Origin of the sequence: Aerolutibacter ruishenii, from assembly GCF_007830115.1 — a bacterium.
GTDB classification, from domain to species: domain Bacteria; phylum Pseudomonadota; class Gammaproteobacteria; order Xanthomonadales; family Xanthomonadaceae; genus Aerolutibacter; species Aerolutibacter ruishenii.
Map to the genome: position 1 here is coordinate 178,598 of NZ_VLKP01000008.1, position 14,836 is coordinate 193,433.

Sequence of the window (14,836 nt, forward strand, 5' to 3'; positions counted from 1 at the left end):
GCCCGAGTCGGGGCAGGAGCCCCGACCGAGGGAAAAGCAACGTCCCCGTGAGCCCAGCCCCGGGCCCGAGACTCAATCCGCCAACACCACCCGCCCCCGCAGCGAATTGCTCAGCGCCTCGGTAATCACCACATCCACGAATTGCCCCACCAGCCGCGAAGGCGCCGGGAAGTTCACCGAACGCATGTTCTCCGTCTTGCCAGTCAACTCGTTCGGATTCTTCTTCGACGGCCCTTCCACCAGCACCCGCTGCGTGCTGCCCACCATCGCCTGCGAGATCTTCGCCGCATGGGCATTGATCGTCGCCTGCAGGCGCGACAGGCGCGCATGCTTCTCCTCGCTGGTCACCGTGTCTTCCAGGTCCGCCGCCGGCGTGCCCGGGCGGCGCGAGTAGATGAACGAGAACGACTGGTCGAAGCCCACGTCCTCGATCAGCTTCATCGTCTTCTCGAAGTCCGCCTCGGTCTCGCCCGGGAAGCCGACGATGAAGTCCGACGAGATCGAGATGTCCGGCCGCACCGCGCGGAGCTTGCGGATCTTCTGCTTGAACTCCAGCGCCGTGTAACCGCGCTTCATCGCCGACAGGATGCGGTCACTGCCCGCCTGCACCGGCAGGTGCAGGAAGTTGGCCAGCTTGGGCACGTCGCGGTAGGCCTCGATCAGCGAATCGCTGAACTCCAGTGGGTGCGAGGTGGTGAAGCGGATGCGGTCCAGCCCCTCGATCTCGGCGATGGCGCGGATCAGCAGGCCCAGGTCGGCCAGCTCCGGTTCGGCGCCGTCCTCGGTCGCGATCGGGCCGCGGTAGGCATTGACGTTCTGCCCGAGCAGCGTCACCTCGCGCACGCCCTGCGCGGCTAGTTCCGCCACCTCCACCAGCACGGCCTCGAACGGTCGGCTGATCTCCTCGCCGCGGGTATAGGGCACCACGCAGAACGAACAGTACTTGCTGCAACCTTCCATGATCGACACGAACGCGCTCGGGCCTTCGGCCCGCGGCTCCGGCAGCCGGTCGAATTTCTCGATCTCCGGGAAGGAGATGTCGACCTGCGGCTTGCCGGTCTCGCGCTTGGCCTGGATCAGCTCGGGCAGGCGGTGCAGGGTCTGCGGGCCGAACACCAGGTCCACGTAGGGCGCGCGCTTGACGATGGCCTCGCCTTCCTGCGACGCCACGCAGCCGCCCACGCCGATCAGCACCGGCTTGTCGCCCTGCTTGAGCTGCTTCCAGCGGCCCAGCAGGCTGAACACCTTGTCCTGCGCCTTCTCGCGGATAGAGCAGGTGTTGACCAGCACCACGTCGGCCTCGGCCGGGTCGTCGGTCAGTTCCAGGCCCTCGGCGGCGGCCAGCACGTCGGCCATGCGCGCCGAGTCGTACTCGTTCATCTGGCAGCCGTGGGTTTCGATGAACAGCTTGCCGCGGGCCGGCAGGGCGGGGGCGGAAGCGGTCGGGGCAGCGACGGCCGTGGGCGGGTCGGGGAGGGCGGTGTCGGTCATGGTCAGGTCCGGGAGGGGCGGCGGTTAATCCGCGCCGGAGGGTCGATCAGTTTAGCCGGTTGCCGTCGGACCCGCCCGGCGGCCTGAACCGGCACTGCATCCCGTTTTCGGATCAATGACTTGGCAAATACCCACTGGACGGGGGACACTCACACCGATGAAGGGGATTTTCCTGACACTGGGGACGATCACTTTGCTTGCGACCGCGCCTGCGGTGGCCGGCACCGTGTATCGCTGCGAGACCGCCGACGGCGGCCGCAGCTACGTCAGCAAGCGCATTCCAGGCGCCGCATGCACCGCCGTGGGCTCCCACTCCGCCCGGGCGCGGGGCCGGCGCACACCAGCGCCACAGCCGGTCTCGGTCGGCAGTGCGACGCCAGCCAACCCCGTCATCGGGTCTCCGGCCAAGGTGGCAACCCCCGCCGAAATCGCCATTGCCAGCTCCACCTTGTCCTCGCCCCCGCCGCCGGTGGCCTCGAAGCGGTCGTCTTCCGGGGGTGGCCGGGTGGTCCGCGGGCAGGTCTACGCCTATGTCCAGGACGGCGTTCGCCATTACTCCAGCCGCCCCCCCCGCGGCGACACGCAGGCCTTGGCGGTCCGCACGATCAAGTACAGCTATATCGAGACGTGCTACGCCTGCGGCGCAAAGCCGGGCGTGAACTTCGGCTCGGTCCGGCTCAACACCCAGGCCTACCGTGACGAGATCCGCGCGGCAGCCAGCAAGTTCGGGGTGGACGAAGCCGTGGTCAGGGCCATCATCCATGCTGAGTCCGCCTTCAACCCCAATGCGCTGTCGCGCGTGGGCGCGCAGGGCCTGATGCAGCTGATGCCCGCCACGGCGCGCCGTTTCGGGGTGGGCAATGCCTTCGATGCATCGCAGAACATCCACGGTGGGGTCCAGTACCTGGCCTGGCTGCTCAAGCGTTTCAAGGGCGACCTGACCCTGGCGGCGGCGGGCTACAACGCCGGCGAGGGCGCGGTCGACAAGTACAAGGGCGTGCCCCCCTACAGCGAGACCCAACGCTACGTGCAGCGGGTCGGAGTGCTCGCCGACCGCTATCGGAGCGCGGGCGGCCTGCAATAATCCAGTGCCCGGAGCCTCGGGCGACAGGGTCCCGTGGCCCGGGATATGTGATGGCGTTCGCCCCGATGAGACCCGCAGGTCCGCCGCCGATTGTCCTGCCGTTCACCGTTCCGTTACACTTCCCCGTCTTTTGAGCCGCGAGCCGTCGCCAGTGGCGGCGGCCCTGTGGTGAAACTTCGTTACTAAGCTTTGCGGAGTGCCGAATGGCCAACCAAGGGGTCAACGATCCTGTAAACACGGGACGCCGCCGCTTCCTGACCGCGACCACGGCAGTGGTCGGTGCGGTCGGGGTCGGCTTTGCGGCGGTGCCGTTCATCAAGTCCTGGAACCCGAGCGCCCGTGCCAAGCTGGCCGGTGCCCCGGTGACCGCCGATATCAGCGCCCTGGCCGAAGGCCAGCGCCTGATCTTCGAGTGGCGCGGCCAGCCCATCTGGATCGTCAAGCGTTCCAAGGCGATCCTGGATGCGTTGCCGACCCTCGACAGCCACCTGCGCGACCCCAAGTCGGACAACCTGGACCAGCAGCCGGCGTACATCAAGGGCGAGCTGCGCTCCATCAAGCCGGACATCTCCGTGCTGGTCGGCCTGTGCACCCACCTGGGCTGCTCGCCGGAGATGAAGGCCGAGATCCGCCCCGAGCCGTTCGACACCGAGTGGAAGGGTGGTTACTTCTGCCCGTGCCACAAGTCCAAGTTCGACATGGCTGGCCGCGTCTACCAGGGCGTGCCCGCGCCGACCAACCTGGTCGTGCCGCCGCACCACTACGCCGATGACAACACCATCATCATCGGCGTCGATCCCTCGCAGTCAAACAGCACGGGGGCCGCATAAGCCATGGCTAACATGATTACACGCGCCGCGTGCGGCGTGATGGACTGGGTCAACGAGCGCGCGCCGGGGATGATGCCGGCGTACCGCAAGCACATGACCGAGTACTACGCGCCGAAGAACTTCAACCTCTGGTACTACTTCGGCTCGCTCGCGCTGCTGGTGCTGGTCAACCAGATCGTCACCGGCATCTTCCTGACGATGCACTTCAAGCCGTCCGCGGCCGAAGCGTTCTCGTCGGTCGAATACATCATGCGTGATGTGGAGTGGGGCTGGCTGATCCGCTACATGCACAGCACCGGTGCGTCGTTGTTCTTCATCGTCGTGTACCTGCACATGTTCCGCGGCCTGATGTACGGCTCGTACCAGAAGCCGCGCGAGCTGGTGTGGATCCTCGGCATGCTGATCTACCTGGTGCTGATGGCCGAAGCCTTCATGGGCTACGTGCTGCCGTGGGGCCAGATGTCGTTCTGGGGCGCCAAGGTGATCATCTCGCTGTTCGGCGCGATCCCGGTCATCGGCAACGGCCTGGTCGAGTGGATCATGGGCGACTACCTGCCCGGCGACGCCACGCTCAACCGCTTCTTCGCGCTGCACGTCATCGCGCTGCCGCTGGTCCTGCTGCTGCTGGTCGTGCTGCACCTGGGCGCGCTGCACGAAGTGGGTTCCAACAACCCGGACGGCGTGGACATCAAGAAGGGCCCGAAGGGCAACCGTTGGGATGCCAACAAGCCCAAGGACGCCATTCCGTTCCACCCGTACTACACGGTCAAGGACCTGGTGGGCGTCGGCTTCTTCCTGATGCTGGCCGCGTTCGTCATCTTCTTCGCGCCGGCGTTCGGTGGCTGGTTCCTGGAGCATGACAACTTCACCGAGGCCAACCGCCTGGTGACCCCGGCCCACATCAAGCCGGTGTGGTACTACACCCCGTACTACGCGATGCTCCGCGTGATCCCGGACAAGCTGGGCGGCGTGATCGTGATGTTCTCGGCCATCGCCATCCTGTTCGCGGTGCCGTGGCTGGACCGCTCCAAGGTCAAGTCCTATCGCTACCGCGGCCTGCTGTCCTGGGCCCTGCTGCTGGCCTTCGCCTTCAGCTTCATCTGGCTGGGCAAGATCGGCGCCGGCCCGGGTACCGACCCGGTCGAGACCCAGGTGGGTCGCGTGCTGACCTTCTACTACTTCGCTTTCTTCATCACGATGCCGCTGTGGACCAAGCTCGACAAGACCAAGCCGGTGCCGGAACGGGTGACGATGCATGACTAACGCAACTGTTTCCAAGCGGGTGAACCCGTTGCACAAGCTGGCGGTGTTCGCCGCCGGCCTGCTGGTCTCGGTCTCGGCCTTCGCGGCCGCCGGCGGTGACCTGCAGCAGGCGGGTACCGACCTCAACGACCGTGCCTCGCTGCAGCGTGGTGCCCAGCTGTACATGAACTACTGCTCGGGCTGCCATTCGCTCAAGTACCTGCGCTACTCGCGCATGGCCGAGGACCTGGGCCTGACCGAAGACGAGGTGATGAAGAACCTCAACTTCACCGGCGCCAAGTTCGGCGAGCAGATCCAGGTCAGCATGACCGAGGCGCAGGGCAACCAGTGGTTCGGCAAACTGCCGCCGGACCTGAGTCTGGTCAGCCGCGTGCGCGGCAGCGACTGGGTGTACACCTACCTCAAGTCGTTCTACCTGGACGAGACCCGTCCGCTGGGCTGGAACAACAAGCTGTTCCCCAACGCCTCCATGCCCAACGTGCTGTGGGAGCTGCAGGGCCTGCAGCATGCCGAGTTCGGCAAGCCCGACGCCACCGGCGAGCGCCCGGTGCTGGGCCTGGCCGTCACCCAGGCGGGCGTGCAGGATGCCGCACAGTTCGACCAGACCGCCCGTGACATTTCCGCGTTCCTGGAGTACGCCGGCGAGCCGGCCGCCCTCAAGCGCGAGAAGCTCGGCGTGTGGGTGATCCTGTTCCTGGCGGTCCTCACCTTCCTGTTCTGGCTGGTCAAGAAGGAATACTGGCGAGACGTCGAGCACTGACGCCGTCCAGCGCAAAGGCCCGCCTCGAGCGGGCCTTTGCACATCTGGCGCCAAGGGAGGGGGATGTGGCAAATGTGGAAAAAGCGTTAGTCTCAAGGGCTGATGACTGCCCACACGGGGTGGGTGGCGTCCTGAGACCGGTGGAACCCGGTCCACAGCGAGGTCGATGATGGCGGCTAGCCCACGAATGCGTAATGCCCTCACCCTGTTCTCAGCGACGGATTGCGTGCTGTCCCACCGCGTGCGCCTGGTCCTGGCCGCCAAGGGCGTCACCTACGACCTGGTGCCGGTCGACCCGCAGAACCCGCCCGAAGACCTGGTCGACCTCAATCCATACCACTCGGTGCCCACGCTGGTGGAGCGCGAGCTGGTGCTGTATGCCGCCAGCGTCGTCAGTGAGTACCTCGACGAGCGTTACCCCCACCCGCCGCTGATGCCGGTGGACCCGTTGTCGCGCGCACGTCTGCGCCTGGCGATGCTTCGGCTGGAAGTTGACTGGGTGCCGCAGGTGCAGGCCATCCAGTTGGGCAACAAGGCGCAGGCCGACGCAGGCCGCAAACGCCTGAAGGAACTGCTCACCGCCTCGGTGCCGCTGTTCAAGGCCTCCAAGTTCTTCCTCAACCCCGAAATGAGCCTGGCCGACTGCGCCATGGCGCCGATCATCTGGCGCCTGAATGCGCTGGGTGTGCCGCTACCGAAGGATGGCAAGGCCATCGAGGATTACGGCAACCGCATCTTCCGCGGTCCTGGTTTCGCCCGCAGCCTGACGGAGCAGGAGCGCCGGCTGCGCGACCTGCCGGGCTGACGCGAAGGCTTGTGTGGCAGGCAGGCGTCGCCGCTCCGGGGCCGCGACGTTACACTGCATGCATGACCGATCAGTTTCCGCCAATGACCAGCCACCGCCCGTACCTGTTGCGGGCTCTGTACGAATGGATCGCGGACAACGGCATGACGCCCCACCTCCTGGTGGACGCGACGCGCACCGGCGTGCAGGTGCCGCAGCATGCGGTGAAGGACGGACGCATCGTGCTCAACGTGGCCGAACGGGCAGTGGCGCGGCTTGAGATGAACAACGAAACGATCCGCTTCAGCGCCCGCTTTGGCGGCGTGAGCCAAGCGGTCTCCGTGCCGGTCAGTGCCGTGCTGGCGATCTACGCGCGCGAAACCGGGCAGGGCATGGCCTTGCCGGAAGACATGCTGCCGGACGATGCCGACGAGGTCACAGAGGAGTCCGGCGACCAGCAGGCGTCACCGCGCTCGACGACGGCGGGACGTCCTGGCCTGAGCGCCGTGCCCGACCATGGCGCCGCGGATGACGAAGGCGACGACGACGGCCCGAGGGGGCCGGATGCGCCCAAACCGCGTCCCGGCGGTCCGTTCCTGCGCGTGGTGAAGTAAGCCGCGCTCAGTTGCGTTGTGGCGGCATCGCAACCGGGGTCGCGCTCACCGGGCCGGTGAAAGACACCAGGCGGTCGCCACGCAGCACCATGCGACCGATGTGGCGGTCGTCCCCGTGGATCGAGTAATCAAAGCGGAACGTGCGCTCCATGCCCAGCCAGCCGCTCTCCCGGCGGTAGAGCCGCCAGCCGATGGCATGGACGCTCTGGTCCAGCCATTGCACGCCGGCAGCGCGGCAAGCGTCGCGACCCGCGGCCTCGGCGCGCTCGGCGGCCGCGCGGTTCGCATTCCAGAGTGAGACGACAATCGCAGTCGCGATCATCAGGATGACTAGAGTCGGCATGTGCACTAATGTGCAGCCGTGGCGACCGCGTCGCAAGCACCGCACGGCAATCGACAGAGAGGGGACTGCAACGCGATGAAGCTGGTCTTTCCAGGAGGGGAGCACCCACAGGTGTTGTTGGGGCCCGGGGTCAACCGGGTAGGCTCGGATCCAGAAGCGAATGTGGTGATCAACGTGCCCGGTGTCCGGCCGCAGCATTGCCTGCTGCACGTCACCGGCACCGGCGTGATGCTTGAGGTGCCCCAATCGGGCGAGGTCACCGTCAATGGCCGGGCGGTGGATGGTCTCATCTCACTGCGTGCCGGCGACGCAGTGGCCTTCCATGGCGTGCAGGCGCGCCTGGCGGCGATCGAACCGGCGGCGGCCGTGCGGAAGCTTTCCGACCCCTGGCACGCCGGATCGTCCGCCAACGATGACCCGGGCGTTACGGCCGTGCGTCCGGTGACGCCGAAGTTCGTCCTGCGCGGCACCGCGGGTCGCGCCTTCGGCCGCAGCATTCCGCTGGCCGGCACCGTCACCGTGGGCCGTGGCCCGGAATGCTCGCTGCGCCTGGACGAGCCGGGGCTTTCGCGCGCGCATGCGCGCCTGCTGGCCACCGAACACGAGGTCCAGGTCGAGGATGTCGGGTCCAGCAACGGCACCTTCATCAATGGCAACCGCGTGCTGCGCGGCGAGGCACGGGTGGGCGACGAGATCGGCTTCGACACGATGCGCTTCCAACTGGTCGCCTACGGGCAGCCGGAGGCCAGCCACGAAGCGAAGTCGACGGCGGCGCCCTCGCGCCGTGGATGGGTCGTGGCGGCGATCGTCCTGGTGGTGGCCGCGGTGGCCGTCGCGTTCGCACTCCGCTGAGGGCGCGACCAGGGAGCGTGCGGCGCCTGCGACGCCATCGCCTCAGGCGATGGCGCCGGGGGGCGGCCCGAGCTTGAGCGACAGGTCGATCGCGTGCAGGTGCTTGGTCAGCGCGCCGATGGAGATGCAGTCCACGCCGTCCTCGGCGATCGCCCGCAGGCCTTCCAGGTCCACGCCGCCCGAGACCTCCAGCGGGATGCGGCCCGCATTGATGCGTACCGCCTCGCGTCGCGTGGCCGCGTCGAAGTCATCGATCAGGATGCGGTCGCAGCCCACGGCCAGGGCTTCTTCCAGTTGCGCCAGCGTTTCCACTTCCACGATCAGGGGCAGGGCCGGATGCATCGCGCGTGCGGCGTGCACCGCCGCGGTCAGCGAGCCCGCGGCGCGGACATGGTTTTCCTTCAGCATCACCGCGTCGTACAGGCCCATGCGGTGGTTGCTGCCGCCGCCCACGCGCACCGCGTACTTCTGGGCCTGGCGCAGGCCGGGAAGGGTCTTGCGGGTATCCAGGATGCGCGCACGCGTGCCCCGCACCGCATCCACGTAGCGCGCGGTGACCGTTGCGGTTCCCGACAGGGTCTGCAGGAAGTTCAACGAGGCGCGTTCCGCACTCACCAGCGCGCGCGCCCGGCCCTGCAGGGTGGCCAGCACCGTGCCCTTGCGCACACGGTCGCCTTCGGCCACGTACCAGTGGATGCGCACGTCCGGGTCCAGGGCGCGATGGCAGGCATCGAACCACGGGCGCCCGCACACCACGGCGTCCTCCTTGCACAGCAGGTACGCATGGTCGGCGGCATCGGGCAGCAGCGCGGCGGTGGCGTCGCCCTGGCCCAGGTCCTCGGCCAGGGCAGCGGCCACGTCGGCCTCCACCGCAGTGGCCGGCGGCGGCACGATGCTCGTTGCGCCTGCCGGGCCCGCGGCGTCGTGGCGCGTGTCGTGGCCGGATGGCGACACGGTCATGCCGCCGGGAAGTCCGGGACCTGCGCCGTGGCGATGGCTTCCTCCACCAGCAGCACCGGGATGCCGTCATCCACCCGGTAAACGGTCTTGTGGTCGCGCGTCACCAGCGCCTCGCGCACGGCCTCGGCCTGCGGGGCGCCGTCGCCGCGGACGACACCGCCGGCCTGGATGGCGGCATTGAGTGCCTGCAGCCCACGGCTGTCGAGCAGGGCGAGCGGCTGGCGGGTGGCCGGGCAGACGAGCAGGTCGAGCAGTTTGCGGTCCATACGGTGAAGCTCTGGCGGAAGGCCGGTAGAATACCGTTTTGCCGCAAGGGCCAGCCATGACCCCCCCTGAGAACGCTTCCGCGCCGCTGGTCGGCATCGTGATGGGCTCGCGCTCCGACTGGGAGACGATGCAGCATGCGGCGGCCAAGCTCGAAGCGCTTGGCGTGCCCCACGAGGTGCGCGTGGTATCCGCGCATCGTACGCCCGACGTACTGTTCTCCTACGCTGAAAGCGCCGCCGGGCGTGGCCTGCGCGCGATCATCGCCGGGGCCGGCGGCGCCGCCCACCTGCCGGGCATGCTGGCGTCCAAGACCGCCGTGCCGGTGCTGGGCGTGCCGGTGCAGAGCAAGGCGCTCAACGGCATGGACTCGCTGCTGTCGATCGTGCAGATGCCGGCCGGCATCCCGGTGGGCACCTTCGCCATCGGCAATGCCGGCGCGGCCAACGCGGCGCTGTTCGCCGCGGCCATGCTGGCCCATGAACACCCGGGTATCGGCGCCGCGCTGGCCGCCTTCCGCCAGAAGCAGACCGACGACGTCGCCGGCAACGACGACCCGCGCCGCTGACGGGCCCGTGCGGCCGTCATGGCCGCCACGCCCCCCGCGCCCCAACCGCAAACCCGAATTCCAATCGATGAGCACTCCCGATTCCCGCATGACCACCGTTGGCATCCTCGGAGGCGGTCAACTGGCGCGCATGATGGCCTTGGCCGGTGCGCCGCTGGGCCTGCGCTTCCTGGTCATGGACAGCGTGGCCGACGCCTGCGCCGGCCAGTTCGCGCCGATGGTGGTGGGGGACTACACCGACGAATCCGCGCTGGCCGAGTTCGCCTCGCGCGTGGACGTGGCCACCTTCGATTTCGAAAACGTCCCTGCCGAGTCGGCGCAGTGGCTGACCAGCCGCGTGCCGGTGTTCCCCAACCCGCGCGCGCTGGCCACGGCGCAGGACCGCCTCGCCGAAAAGACCCTGTTCCGCGACCTGGGCATCCCCGTGCCGCCGTTCGCCGTCATCGACACCCGCGAGCAGCTGGACGCGGCCGTGGCGGAGATCGGCACGCCGTGCATCCTCAAGACCCGTCGCCTGGGCTACGACGGCAAGGGCCAGTTCCGCATCAAGTCACCGGCCGACATCGCGGCGGCATGGGACGCGCTCGGTGCGCAGGCCGCCAAGGTCGGGCTGATCCTGGAAGGCTTCGTCGCGTTCGAGCGCGAGTTGAGCGTGGTGGCCGTGCGCGGCCGCGATGGCGAGTTCCGCGCCTGGCCGCTGACCGAGAACTGGCACGTGGACGGCGTGCTGTCCGCCAGCCTCGCCCCGGCAACAGTGGACGACGCGATGGCCGCCACCGCCATCAGCCATGCGCGCAAGCTGGCTGAGGCACTGGACTACGTCGGCGTCCTCGCGCTGGAGCTGTTCTGCCGCGACGGCGAACTGCTGGCCAACGAGCTGGCGCCGCGCGTGCACAACTCCGGTCACTGGACCATCGAAGGCAGCGAGACCAGCCAGTTCCAGAACCACCTGCGAGCCGTGCTCGGGCTGCCGTTGGGTGATACCCGCATGGTCGGCCAGGCCTGCATGCTCAACTGGATTGGCGCCATGCCCGATGCCAACGCGGTGCTGCGCGAGCCCGGCGGACACTGGCACGACTACGGCAAGCAGCCGCGCGAAGGCCGCAAGGTGGGCCATGCCACGCTGCGCGCGGATTCGGCGCAGGAGTTGATTGCGGTGTTGGAACGGGCTGGTGTGGCGCTAGGGCGCGAGACCCAGGTTGCGCCGGTGGTGGTACGCCTCCAGGGGTGAGTAGCGTTGCATCGCCCAGCTTTTGACCTTCGGTGGCCGCGGCCGCAGGATATCCCCATGACCCACTCGCCAATGGCAGCGCCATGAAGCCCTCCGCGGTATTGGACAACCACCGCGTTGCGATACGGTTGGCAGCGCACCGCTTTCGTGTCGCAAATCCGCGTGTGTTCGGATCGGTGTTGCACAGGGTCGACGCCGACGGCAGTGATCTCGACCTACTCGTCGACCCATTGCCTGGGGCGACTTTGCTCGACCTGGGAGGGTTGCAGGTGGAGTTGGAGGAACTCCTTGGCGTTCCTGTGGATGTGCGAACCCCGGGTGACCTCCCCCCGAAATTCCGTGCTGAGGTGCTTGCGGAGGCGGTTCCGGTATGACCCAAGATCGGCTGGCGGACTACCTTGCGCAGTCCAGTGAAGCCATCCGATTGGCCATGTCATATGTGGATGGCATGACCAAGGACGCCTTCATGGCGGACAAGCGTACCCAGCAAGCCGTCATCCTCAACCTCATGGTGCTGGGTGAGATTGCAGCCAAGGTGCTGCAGGACCACGGTGAGTTTGCAAGGCAGCATGGTGCGGTCCCATGGCGCAGCATGAAAGGGATGCGAAACAGGATCGCCCACGGCTACTTCGAGGTGGACCTTGAAGTGGTGTGGGAGACGGTGCAGTCGGCCTTGCCAGGCTTGCGGGTGCAGTTGGATGACACCGCCAGGGGATTCACGCCGTAGAACGGCCCGCTGGGCCCAACTTCATTGGCGCGTGTGCCGGGCGATGGAAGCTGGAGTCAGACACCCATACAAATGCAAACGGCCGGGGAAACCGGCCGTTCGCGCATCGGACATCCGCCTTCGCTTACTTCATCTGCGACGCGACGAAGTCCCAGTTGACCAGGTTCCAGAACGCCTCGACGTACTTCGGGCGGGCATTGCGGTAATCGATGTAGTAGGCGTGCTCCCACACATCGCAGGTCAGCAGTGGCGTGTCTTCACCGGTCAGCGGGGTGGCGGCATTGGACGTGCTCACCAGCGCCAGCGAACCGTCCGCGCGCTGCACCAGCCAGCCCCAACCCGAGCCGAAGGTGCCGACCGACACCTTGGTGAACTCTTCCTTGAACTTGGCGAAATCACCGAACGCCTTGTTGATGGCGTCGGCCAGCTTGCCCACCGGCTCGCCGCCGCCATTGGGCGACAGGCAGTTCCAGTAGAAGGTGTGGTTCCAGATCTGCGCCGCGTTATTGAACATGCCGCCCTGCGACTTGCGGATGATGTCCTCCAGCGACATGTCGGCGAACTCGGTGCCCGCGATCATGTTGTTGAGGTTGGTCACGTAGGTCTGGTGATGCTTGCCGTAGTGGAAATCGATCGTCTCGGCCGAGATGTGCGGCTCGAGCGCGGTGCGATCGTAGGGGAGGGCAGGCAGTTCGATGGCCATGGGGCTTGCTCCTTGCAGCAGGGGCTGGCGGTTGGGGACGCGGAGCGGGCGAGGCCCGGGTCCGCAGGGGTGAGAACGATTAGAATGGGCATTCTATCCCCATGCATCGTTGCCTGAACGTCAAAATCCGGCAACGCACCTTTGCAGGAGTCGCACCATGTCCGTGATGGACCGCATCAAGGCGGAAGTCGAAGGCCACCCGATCGTGCTCTTCATGAAGGGCACCGCGCAGTTCCCGATGTGCGGCTTTTCCAGCCGCGCCGTGCAGGCGCTGCAGGCCGCCGGCGCCACCCACCTGCACACCGTCAACGTGCTGGAAGATCCGGAAATCCGCGCCAACCTGCCGCGCTACTCCAACTGGCCCACGTTTCCGCAGCTCTTCATCAACGGCGAGCTGATCGGCGGCTGCGACATCACCCTGGAACTGGCCGAGTCGGGTGAGCTGGCGCGCATGGTCAGCGAAACCCAAACCCAGTGAGTGCCGCCCCCATGACCGAAGCCGCCCTGGCCGGCCGCGTAGCGCTGGTCGCAGGTGCGCATGGTGGGCTGGGCAGCGCCGCCTCGCTGGCCTGCGCACGCGCGGGTGCCACCGTCGTGCTGCTGGGCCGCAAGGTGCCCAAGCTCAACCGCCTGTACGACGCACTTGCCGCCGAAGGCCCGGAGCCGCTGCTGTACCCGCTGGACCTGGAAGGCGCCTCGCCCGATGACTATGCCGAGATGGCCGGGCGCATCGAGTCGGAACTGGGCCGCCTCGACGGCGTGCTGCACTGCGCCGCCGAGTTCCGCGGCCTGACACCGTTGCTGCAGACCGACCCGGCCGCCTTCGCCCGTGCCCTGCACGTCAACCTGACCGCGCGCTGGTGGCTGTCCCAGGCCTGCCTGCCGCTGCTGGCCCAGGCGCCCGATGCGGCACTGGTGTTCACCGTCGATGACCTGTCCCGCGTCGGCCAGGCCTACTGGGGCGGTTACGGCCTGGCCCAGCATGGCCTCTCGGCGCTGGTGGGCATGCTGCACGCCGAGTTGGCGAACTCCCCGGTGCGCGTGGCAGGCCTGCAGCCTGGCCCGATGCGCACGCCGCTGCGCAGCAAGGCCTACGTGGAGGAAAACGACCGCCTGGCCCGCGACCCGGTTGCCTATGCCGATGCGTGTGTCACGCTGTTGTCGGCCGAAGGGGCGGCCCACCGAGGCACGGTCTGGGCTCCCCGGCCCTGAAAGGGACCCCAGCCGCACCCGCCCGCCTGCGCCAGGCGCGGCGTTGAACCTCCCGACCCGACAGCACGAGCCACCCGCCGATGACGATCGCCTCCGCCGCGCTGCTGCTGTTCCTGATCCTGGACCCGCTGGGCAACGTACCGGTGTTCCTGAGCCTGCTGCGCGGGCTCCCGGCGCGCCGGCAGCGGATCATCGTGGCGCGCGAACTGCTGATCGCGCTGGGCGTGCTGATGGCGTTCCTGTGGGGCGGCAAGTACGCCCTGGAACTGATGCACCTGCGCCAGGAGTCGGTCTCCATCGCCGGTGGCATCGTGCTGTTCCTGATCGGCATCCGCATGATCTTCCCCCCGCCGGAAGGCCTCATGGGCGAGATCCCCGAGGGCGAACCCTTCATCGTGCCGATGGCCATCCCGCTGGTGGCCGGGCCCTCCGGCATGGCGGCGGTGATGCTGATGGGCAGCAACGAGCCCGCGCGGCTGGGCGACTGGAGCCTCGCATTGATCATCGCCTGGGGCGCGACGGCGGCGATCCTGATGTCGGCCACCTACCTGTACAAGTGGCTGGGGTCGAGGGTGCTGACCGCGGTGGAGCGGCTGATGGGCATGTTGCTGGTGGCCATCTCGGTGCAGATGTTCCTGGACGGGCTGGGCACCTACCTGCAGATTTCGGCGCCCTGAACGCCTTGATCCCAGCCATCGCGCCGGTTCGCGAGACGGTCATGCAACTTTCTTGACGCAAGTCATGAAACAGAAACACATGCGGATCAGTATGTTAATCTGTCATTAACCCGTGCGTTCGCGTGCGGGGTGGGGCAGCCAATCAATGGTTCTTCTCCCAACTGAGGGAGAGGCGCACGGCCGACCCGGCTAATTTGTGGTTGTCGAGACTACAAACAGGGGTCGGCCGTGGCCGAAGGGGATTGTATGGCCCAGCTGGGTGGCTGGGTGGGCTACCGGGTTGGGGAGTGGCGTCACGAGATGCGTGGGGCGCTGCGCTGGCTGGTGGTGGAGCTGGCACCAGAACCTGGAGTGGCGCGAACCTGCATGGGGTGTGGCGGCCGGGTTGAAGCGATCCACGACCGCACAATGCGCCGGGTTCGGGATCTGCCGGTGTTCGGAGATCCGGTTGAGTTGCGGCTACCGCGCCTGCG

General features: G+C 67.5%; 20 protein-coding genes. 15 read left to right on the forward strand and 5 right to left on the reverse strand.

The features are described 5' to 3' along the window. Positions 1 to 72: 72 nt before the first annotated feature. A complete protein-coding gene (gene miaB / locus IP93_RS10675; protein WP_144815497.1) occupies positions 73 to 1,491 on the reverse strand; it encodes a tRNA (N6-isopentenyl adenosine(37)-C2)-methylthiotransferase MiaB in 1,419 nt (472 codons plus the stop codon). 157 nt (positions 1,492 to 1,648) lie between these two features. On the opposite strand from miaB, the gene IP93_RS10680 reads away from it, so the two are divergent. The 6 genes from IP93_RS10680 (at position 1,649) to IP93_RS10705 (ending at position 6,826) form a co-directional block, all read left to right on the forward strand. After that, complete coding sequence (locus tag IP93_RS10680) at positions 1,649 to 2,575, forward strand: lytic transglycosylase domain-containing protein (RefSeq protein WP_144815500.1); 927 nt, start codon at positions 1,649 to 1,651, stop codon at positions 2,573 to 2,575. A gap of 203 nt (positions 2,576 to 2,778) precedes the next feature. Further along, positions 2,779 to 3,405, forward strand: coding sequence for a ubiquinol-cytochrome c reductase iron-sulfur subunit (gene petA, locus IP93_RS10685; protein ID WP_144815503.1), 627 nt, complete (start codon positions 2,779 to 2,781; stop codon positions 3,403 to 3,405). Between the two features lie 3 nt (positions 3,406 to 3,408). Further along, complete coding sequence (locus IP93_RS10690) at positions 3,409 to 4,668, forward strand: cytochrome b (RefSeq protein WP_144815505.1); 1,260 nt, start codon at positions 3,409 to 3,411, stop codon at positions 4,666 to 4,668. After that, positions 4,661 to 5,428 carry a cytochrome c1 gene (locus tag IP93_RS10695; RefSeq protein ID WP_144815507.1) on the forward strand — a complete coding sequence of 256 codons (768 nt, stop codon included), beginning with the start codon at positions 4,661 to 4,663 and terminating at the stop codon, positions 5,426 to 5,428. The genes IP93_RS10690 and IP93_RS10695 overlap by 8 nt, the downstream gene beginning before the upstream one ends. A gap of 169 nt (positions 5,429 to 5,597) precedes the next feature. Continuing rightward, positions 5,598 to 6,233 (forward strand): glutathione S-transferase N-terminal domain-containing protein, encoded by a 636-nt coding sequence (locus IP93_RS10700; protein ID WP_144815510.1) that lies wholly within the window; start codon positions 5,598 to 5,600, stop codon positions 6,231 to 6,233. Between the two features lie 62 nt (positions 6,234 to 6,295). Next, positions 6,296 to 6,826, forward strand: coding sequence for a ClpXP protease specificity-enhancing factor (locus IP93_RS10705; RefSeq protein WP_144815513.1), 531 nt, complete (start codon positions 6,296 to 6,298; stop codon positions 6,824 to 6,826). Positions 6,827 to 6,833: 7 nt separating this feature from the next. Here the strand turns inward: IP93_RS10705 and IP93_RS10710 are convergent, their stop codons facing one another. After that, positions 6,834 to 7,169 carry a DUF3301 domain-containing protein gene (locus IP93_RS10710; RefSeq protein WP_144815514.1) on the reverse strand — a complete coding sequence of 112 codons (336 nt, stop codon included), beginning with the start codon at positions 7,167 to 7,169 and terminating at the stop codon, positions 6,834 to 6,836. 75 nt (positions 7,170 to 7,244) lie between these two features. On the opposite strand from IP93_RS10710, the gene IP93_RS10715 reads away from it, so the two are divergent. After that, positions 7,245 to 8,021 carry an FHA domain-containing protein gene (locus tag IP93_RS10715; protein ID WP_144815517.1) on the forward strand — a complete coding sequence of 259 codons (777 nt, stop codon included), beginning with the start codon at positions 7,245 to 7,247 and terminating at the stop codon, positions 8,019 to 8,021. Positions 8,022 to 8,063: 42 nt separating this feature from the next. Here IP93_RS10715 and nadC read toward each other — a convergent pair whose 3' ends face one another. Beyond that, complete coding sequence (gene nadC, locus IP93_RS10720; RefSeq protein WP_144815520.1) at positions 8,064 to 8,981, reverse strand: carboxylating nicotinate-nucleotide diphosphorylase; 918 nt, start codon at positions 8,979 to 8,981, stop codon at positions 8,064 to 8,066. Then, a complete protein-coding gene (locus tag IP93_RS10725) occupies positions 8,978 to 9,247 on the reverse strand; it encodes a Trm112 family protein (RefSeq protein WP_144815522.1) in 270 nt (89 codons plus the stop codon). The genes nadC and IP93_RS10725 overlap by 4 nt, the downstream gene beginning before the upstream one ends. A 56-nt stretch (positions 9,248 to 9,303) precedes the next feature. On the opposite strand from IP93_RS10725, the gene purE reads away from it, so the two are divergent. The 4 genes from purE (at position 9,304) to IP93_RS10745 (ending at position 11,771) form a co-directional block, all read left to right on the forward strand. Then, on the forward strand, positions 9,304 to 9,813 hold the full coding sequence (purE, locus tag IP93_RS10730) for a 5-(carboxyamino)imidazole ribonucleotide mutase (RefSeq protein WP_144815524.1): 510 nt from the start codon (positions 9,304 to 9,306) through the stop codon (positions 9,811 to 9,813). Positions 9,814 to 9,901: 88 nt separating this feature from the next. Continuing rightward, complete coding sequence (locus IP93_RS10735) at positions 9,902 to 11,044, forward strand: 5-(carboxyamino)imidazole ribonucleotide synthase (protein WP_144815573.1); 1,143 nt, start codon at positions 9,902 to 9,904, stop codon at positions 11,042 to 11,044. Between the two features lie 83 nt (positions 11,045 to 11,127). Continuing rightward, positions 11,128 to 11,418, forward strand: coding sequence for a nucleotidyltransferase family protein (locus tag IP93_RS15935; RefSeq protein ID WP_144815527.1), 291 nt, complete (start codon positions 11,128 to 11,130; stop codon positions 11,416 to 11,418). Further along, entirely contained in the window at positions 11,415 to 11,771 is a 357-nt protein-coding gene (locus IP93_RS10745; protein WP_144815529.1) for a HepT-like ribonuclease domain-containing protein, read from the forward strand. The genes IP93_RS15935 and IP93_RS10745 overlap by 4 nt, the downstream gene beginning before the upstream one ends. Before the next feature lie 124 nt (positions 11,772 to 11,895). On the opposite strand, the gene sodB is transcribed toward IP93_RS10745, so the two are convergent. Next, positions 11,896 to 12,474, reverse strand: coding sequence for a superoxide dismutase [Fe] (gene sodB, locus IP93_RS10750; RefSeq protein ID WP_144815532.1), 579 nt, complete (start codon positions 12,472 to 12,474; stop codon positions 11,896 to 11,898). Positions 12,475 to 12,631: 157 nt separating this feature from the next. Between sodB and grxD the strand changes: the two genes are divergently transcribed. The 4 genes from grxD to IP93_RS10770 all read left to right on the forward strand — a co-directional run. Continuing rightward, positions 12,632 to 12,952, forward strand: coding sequence for a Grx4 family monothiol glutaredoxin (gene grxD / locus IP93_RS10755; RefSeq protein ID WP_144815533.1), 321 nt, complete (start codon positions 12,632 to 12,634; stop codon positions 12,950 to 12,952). A gap of 11 nt (positions 12,953 to 12,963) precedes the next feature. Then, positions 12,964 to 13,686, forward strand: coding sequence for an SDR family NAD(P)-dependent oxidoreductase (locus IP93_RS10760; RefSeq protein WP_144815536.1), 723 nt, complete (start codon positions 12,964 to 12,966; stop codon positions 13,684 to 13,686). Between the two features lie 80 nt (positions 13,687 to 13,766). Next, positions 13,767 to 14,363 (forward strand): MarC family protein, encoded by a 597-nt coding sequence (locus IP93_RS10765; RefSeq protein ID WP_144815538.1) that lies wholly within the window; start codon positions 13,767 to 13,769, stop codon positions 14,361 to 14,363. A gap of 246 nt (positions 14,364 to 14,609) precedes the next feature. Continuing rightward, on the forward strand, positions 14,610 to 14,836 hold a 227-nt coding region (locus IP93_RS10770; RefSeq protein WP_144815540.1), incomplete at its 3' end, for a transposase family protein.

What these genes read in the sequence shown, in the direction of transcription:
- IP93_RS10760 (WP_144815536.1), top strand. Translation starts at nt 12,964, where the DNA reads ATGACCGAAGCCGCCCTGGCCGGCCGCGTAGCGCTGGTCGCAGGTGCG.
- IP93_RS10725 (WP_144815522.1), bottom strand. Translation starts at nt 9,247, where the DNA reads ATGGACCGCAAACTGCTCGACCTGCTCGTCTGCCCGGCCACCCGCCAG.
- IP93_RS10735 (WP_144815573.1), top strand. Translation starts at nt 9,902, where the DNA reads ATGACCACCGTTGGCATCCTCGGAGGCGGTCAACTGGCGCGCATGATG.
- IP93_RS10710 (WP_144815514.1), bottom strand. Translation starts at nt 7,169, where the DNA reads ATGCCGACTCTAGTCATCCTGATGATCGCGACTGCGATTGTCGTCTCA.
- petA (WP_144815503.1), top strand. Translation starts at nt 2,779, where the DNA reads ATGGCCAACCAAGGGGTCAACGATCCTGTAAACACGGGACGCCGCCGC.
- IP93_RS10705 (WP_144815513.1), top strand. Translation starts at nt 6,296, where the DNA reads ATGACCGATCAGTTTCCGCCAATGACCAGCCACCGCCCGTACCTGTTG.
- IP93_RS10765 (WP_144815538.1), top strand. Translation starts at nt 13,767, where the DNA reads ATGACGATCGCCTCCGCCGCGCTGCTGCTGTTCCTGATCCTGGACCCG.
- purE (WP_144815524.1), top strand. Translation starts at nt 9,304, where the DNA reads ATGACCCCCCCTGAGAACGCTTCCGCGCCGCTGGTCGGCATCGTGATG.
- IP93_RS10700 (WP_144815510.1), top strand. Translation starts at nt 5,598, where the DNA reads ATGGCGGCTAGCCCACGAATGCGTAATGCCCTCACCCTGTTCTCAGCG.
- IP93_RS10680 (WP_144815500.1), top strand. Translation starts at nt 1,649, where the DNA reads ATGAAGGGGATTTTCCTGACACTGGGGACGATCACTTTGCTTGCGACC.
- miaB (WP_144815497.1), bottom strand. Translation starts at nt 1,491, where the DNA reads ATGACCGACACCGCCCTCCCCGACCCGCCCACGGCCGTCGCTGCCCCG.
- IP93_RS10695 (WP_144815507.1), top strand. Translation starts at nt 4,661, where the DNA reads ATGACTAACGCAACTGTTTCCAAGCGGGTGAACCCGTTGCACAAGCTG.
- grxD (WP_144815533.1), top strand. Translation starts at nt 12,632, where the DNA reads ATGTCCGTGATGGACCGCATCAAGGCGGAAGTCGAAGGCCACCCGATC.
- IP93_RS15935 (WP_144815527.1), top strand. Translation starts at nt 11,128, where the DNA reads ATGAAGCCCTCCGCGGTATTGGACAACCACCGCGTTGCGATACGGTTG.
- IP93_RS10715 (WP_144815517.1), top strand. Translation starts at nt 7,245, where the DNA reads ATGAAGCTGGTCTTTCCAGGAGGGGAGCACCCACAGGTGTTGTTGGGG.
- sodB (WP_144815532.1), bottom strand. Translation starts at nt 12,474, where the DNA reads ATGGCCATCGAACTGCCTGCCCTCCCCTACGATCGCACCGCGCTCGAG.
- IP93_RS10690 (WP_144815505.1), top strand. Translation starts at nt 3,409, where the DNA reads ATGGCTAACATGATTACACGCGCCGCGTGCGGCGTGATGGACTGGGTC.
- nadC (WP_144815520.1), bottom strand. Translation starts at nt 8,981, where the DNA reads ATGACCGTGTCGCCATCCGGCCACGACACGCGCCACGACGCCGCGGGC.
- IP93_RS10745 (WP_144815529.1), top strand. Translation starts at nt 11,415, where the DNA reads ATGACCCAAGATCGGCTGGCGGACTACCTTGCGCAGTCCAGTGAAGCC.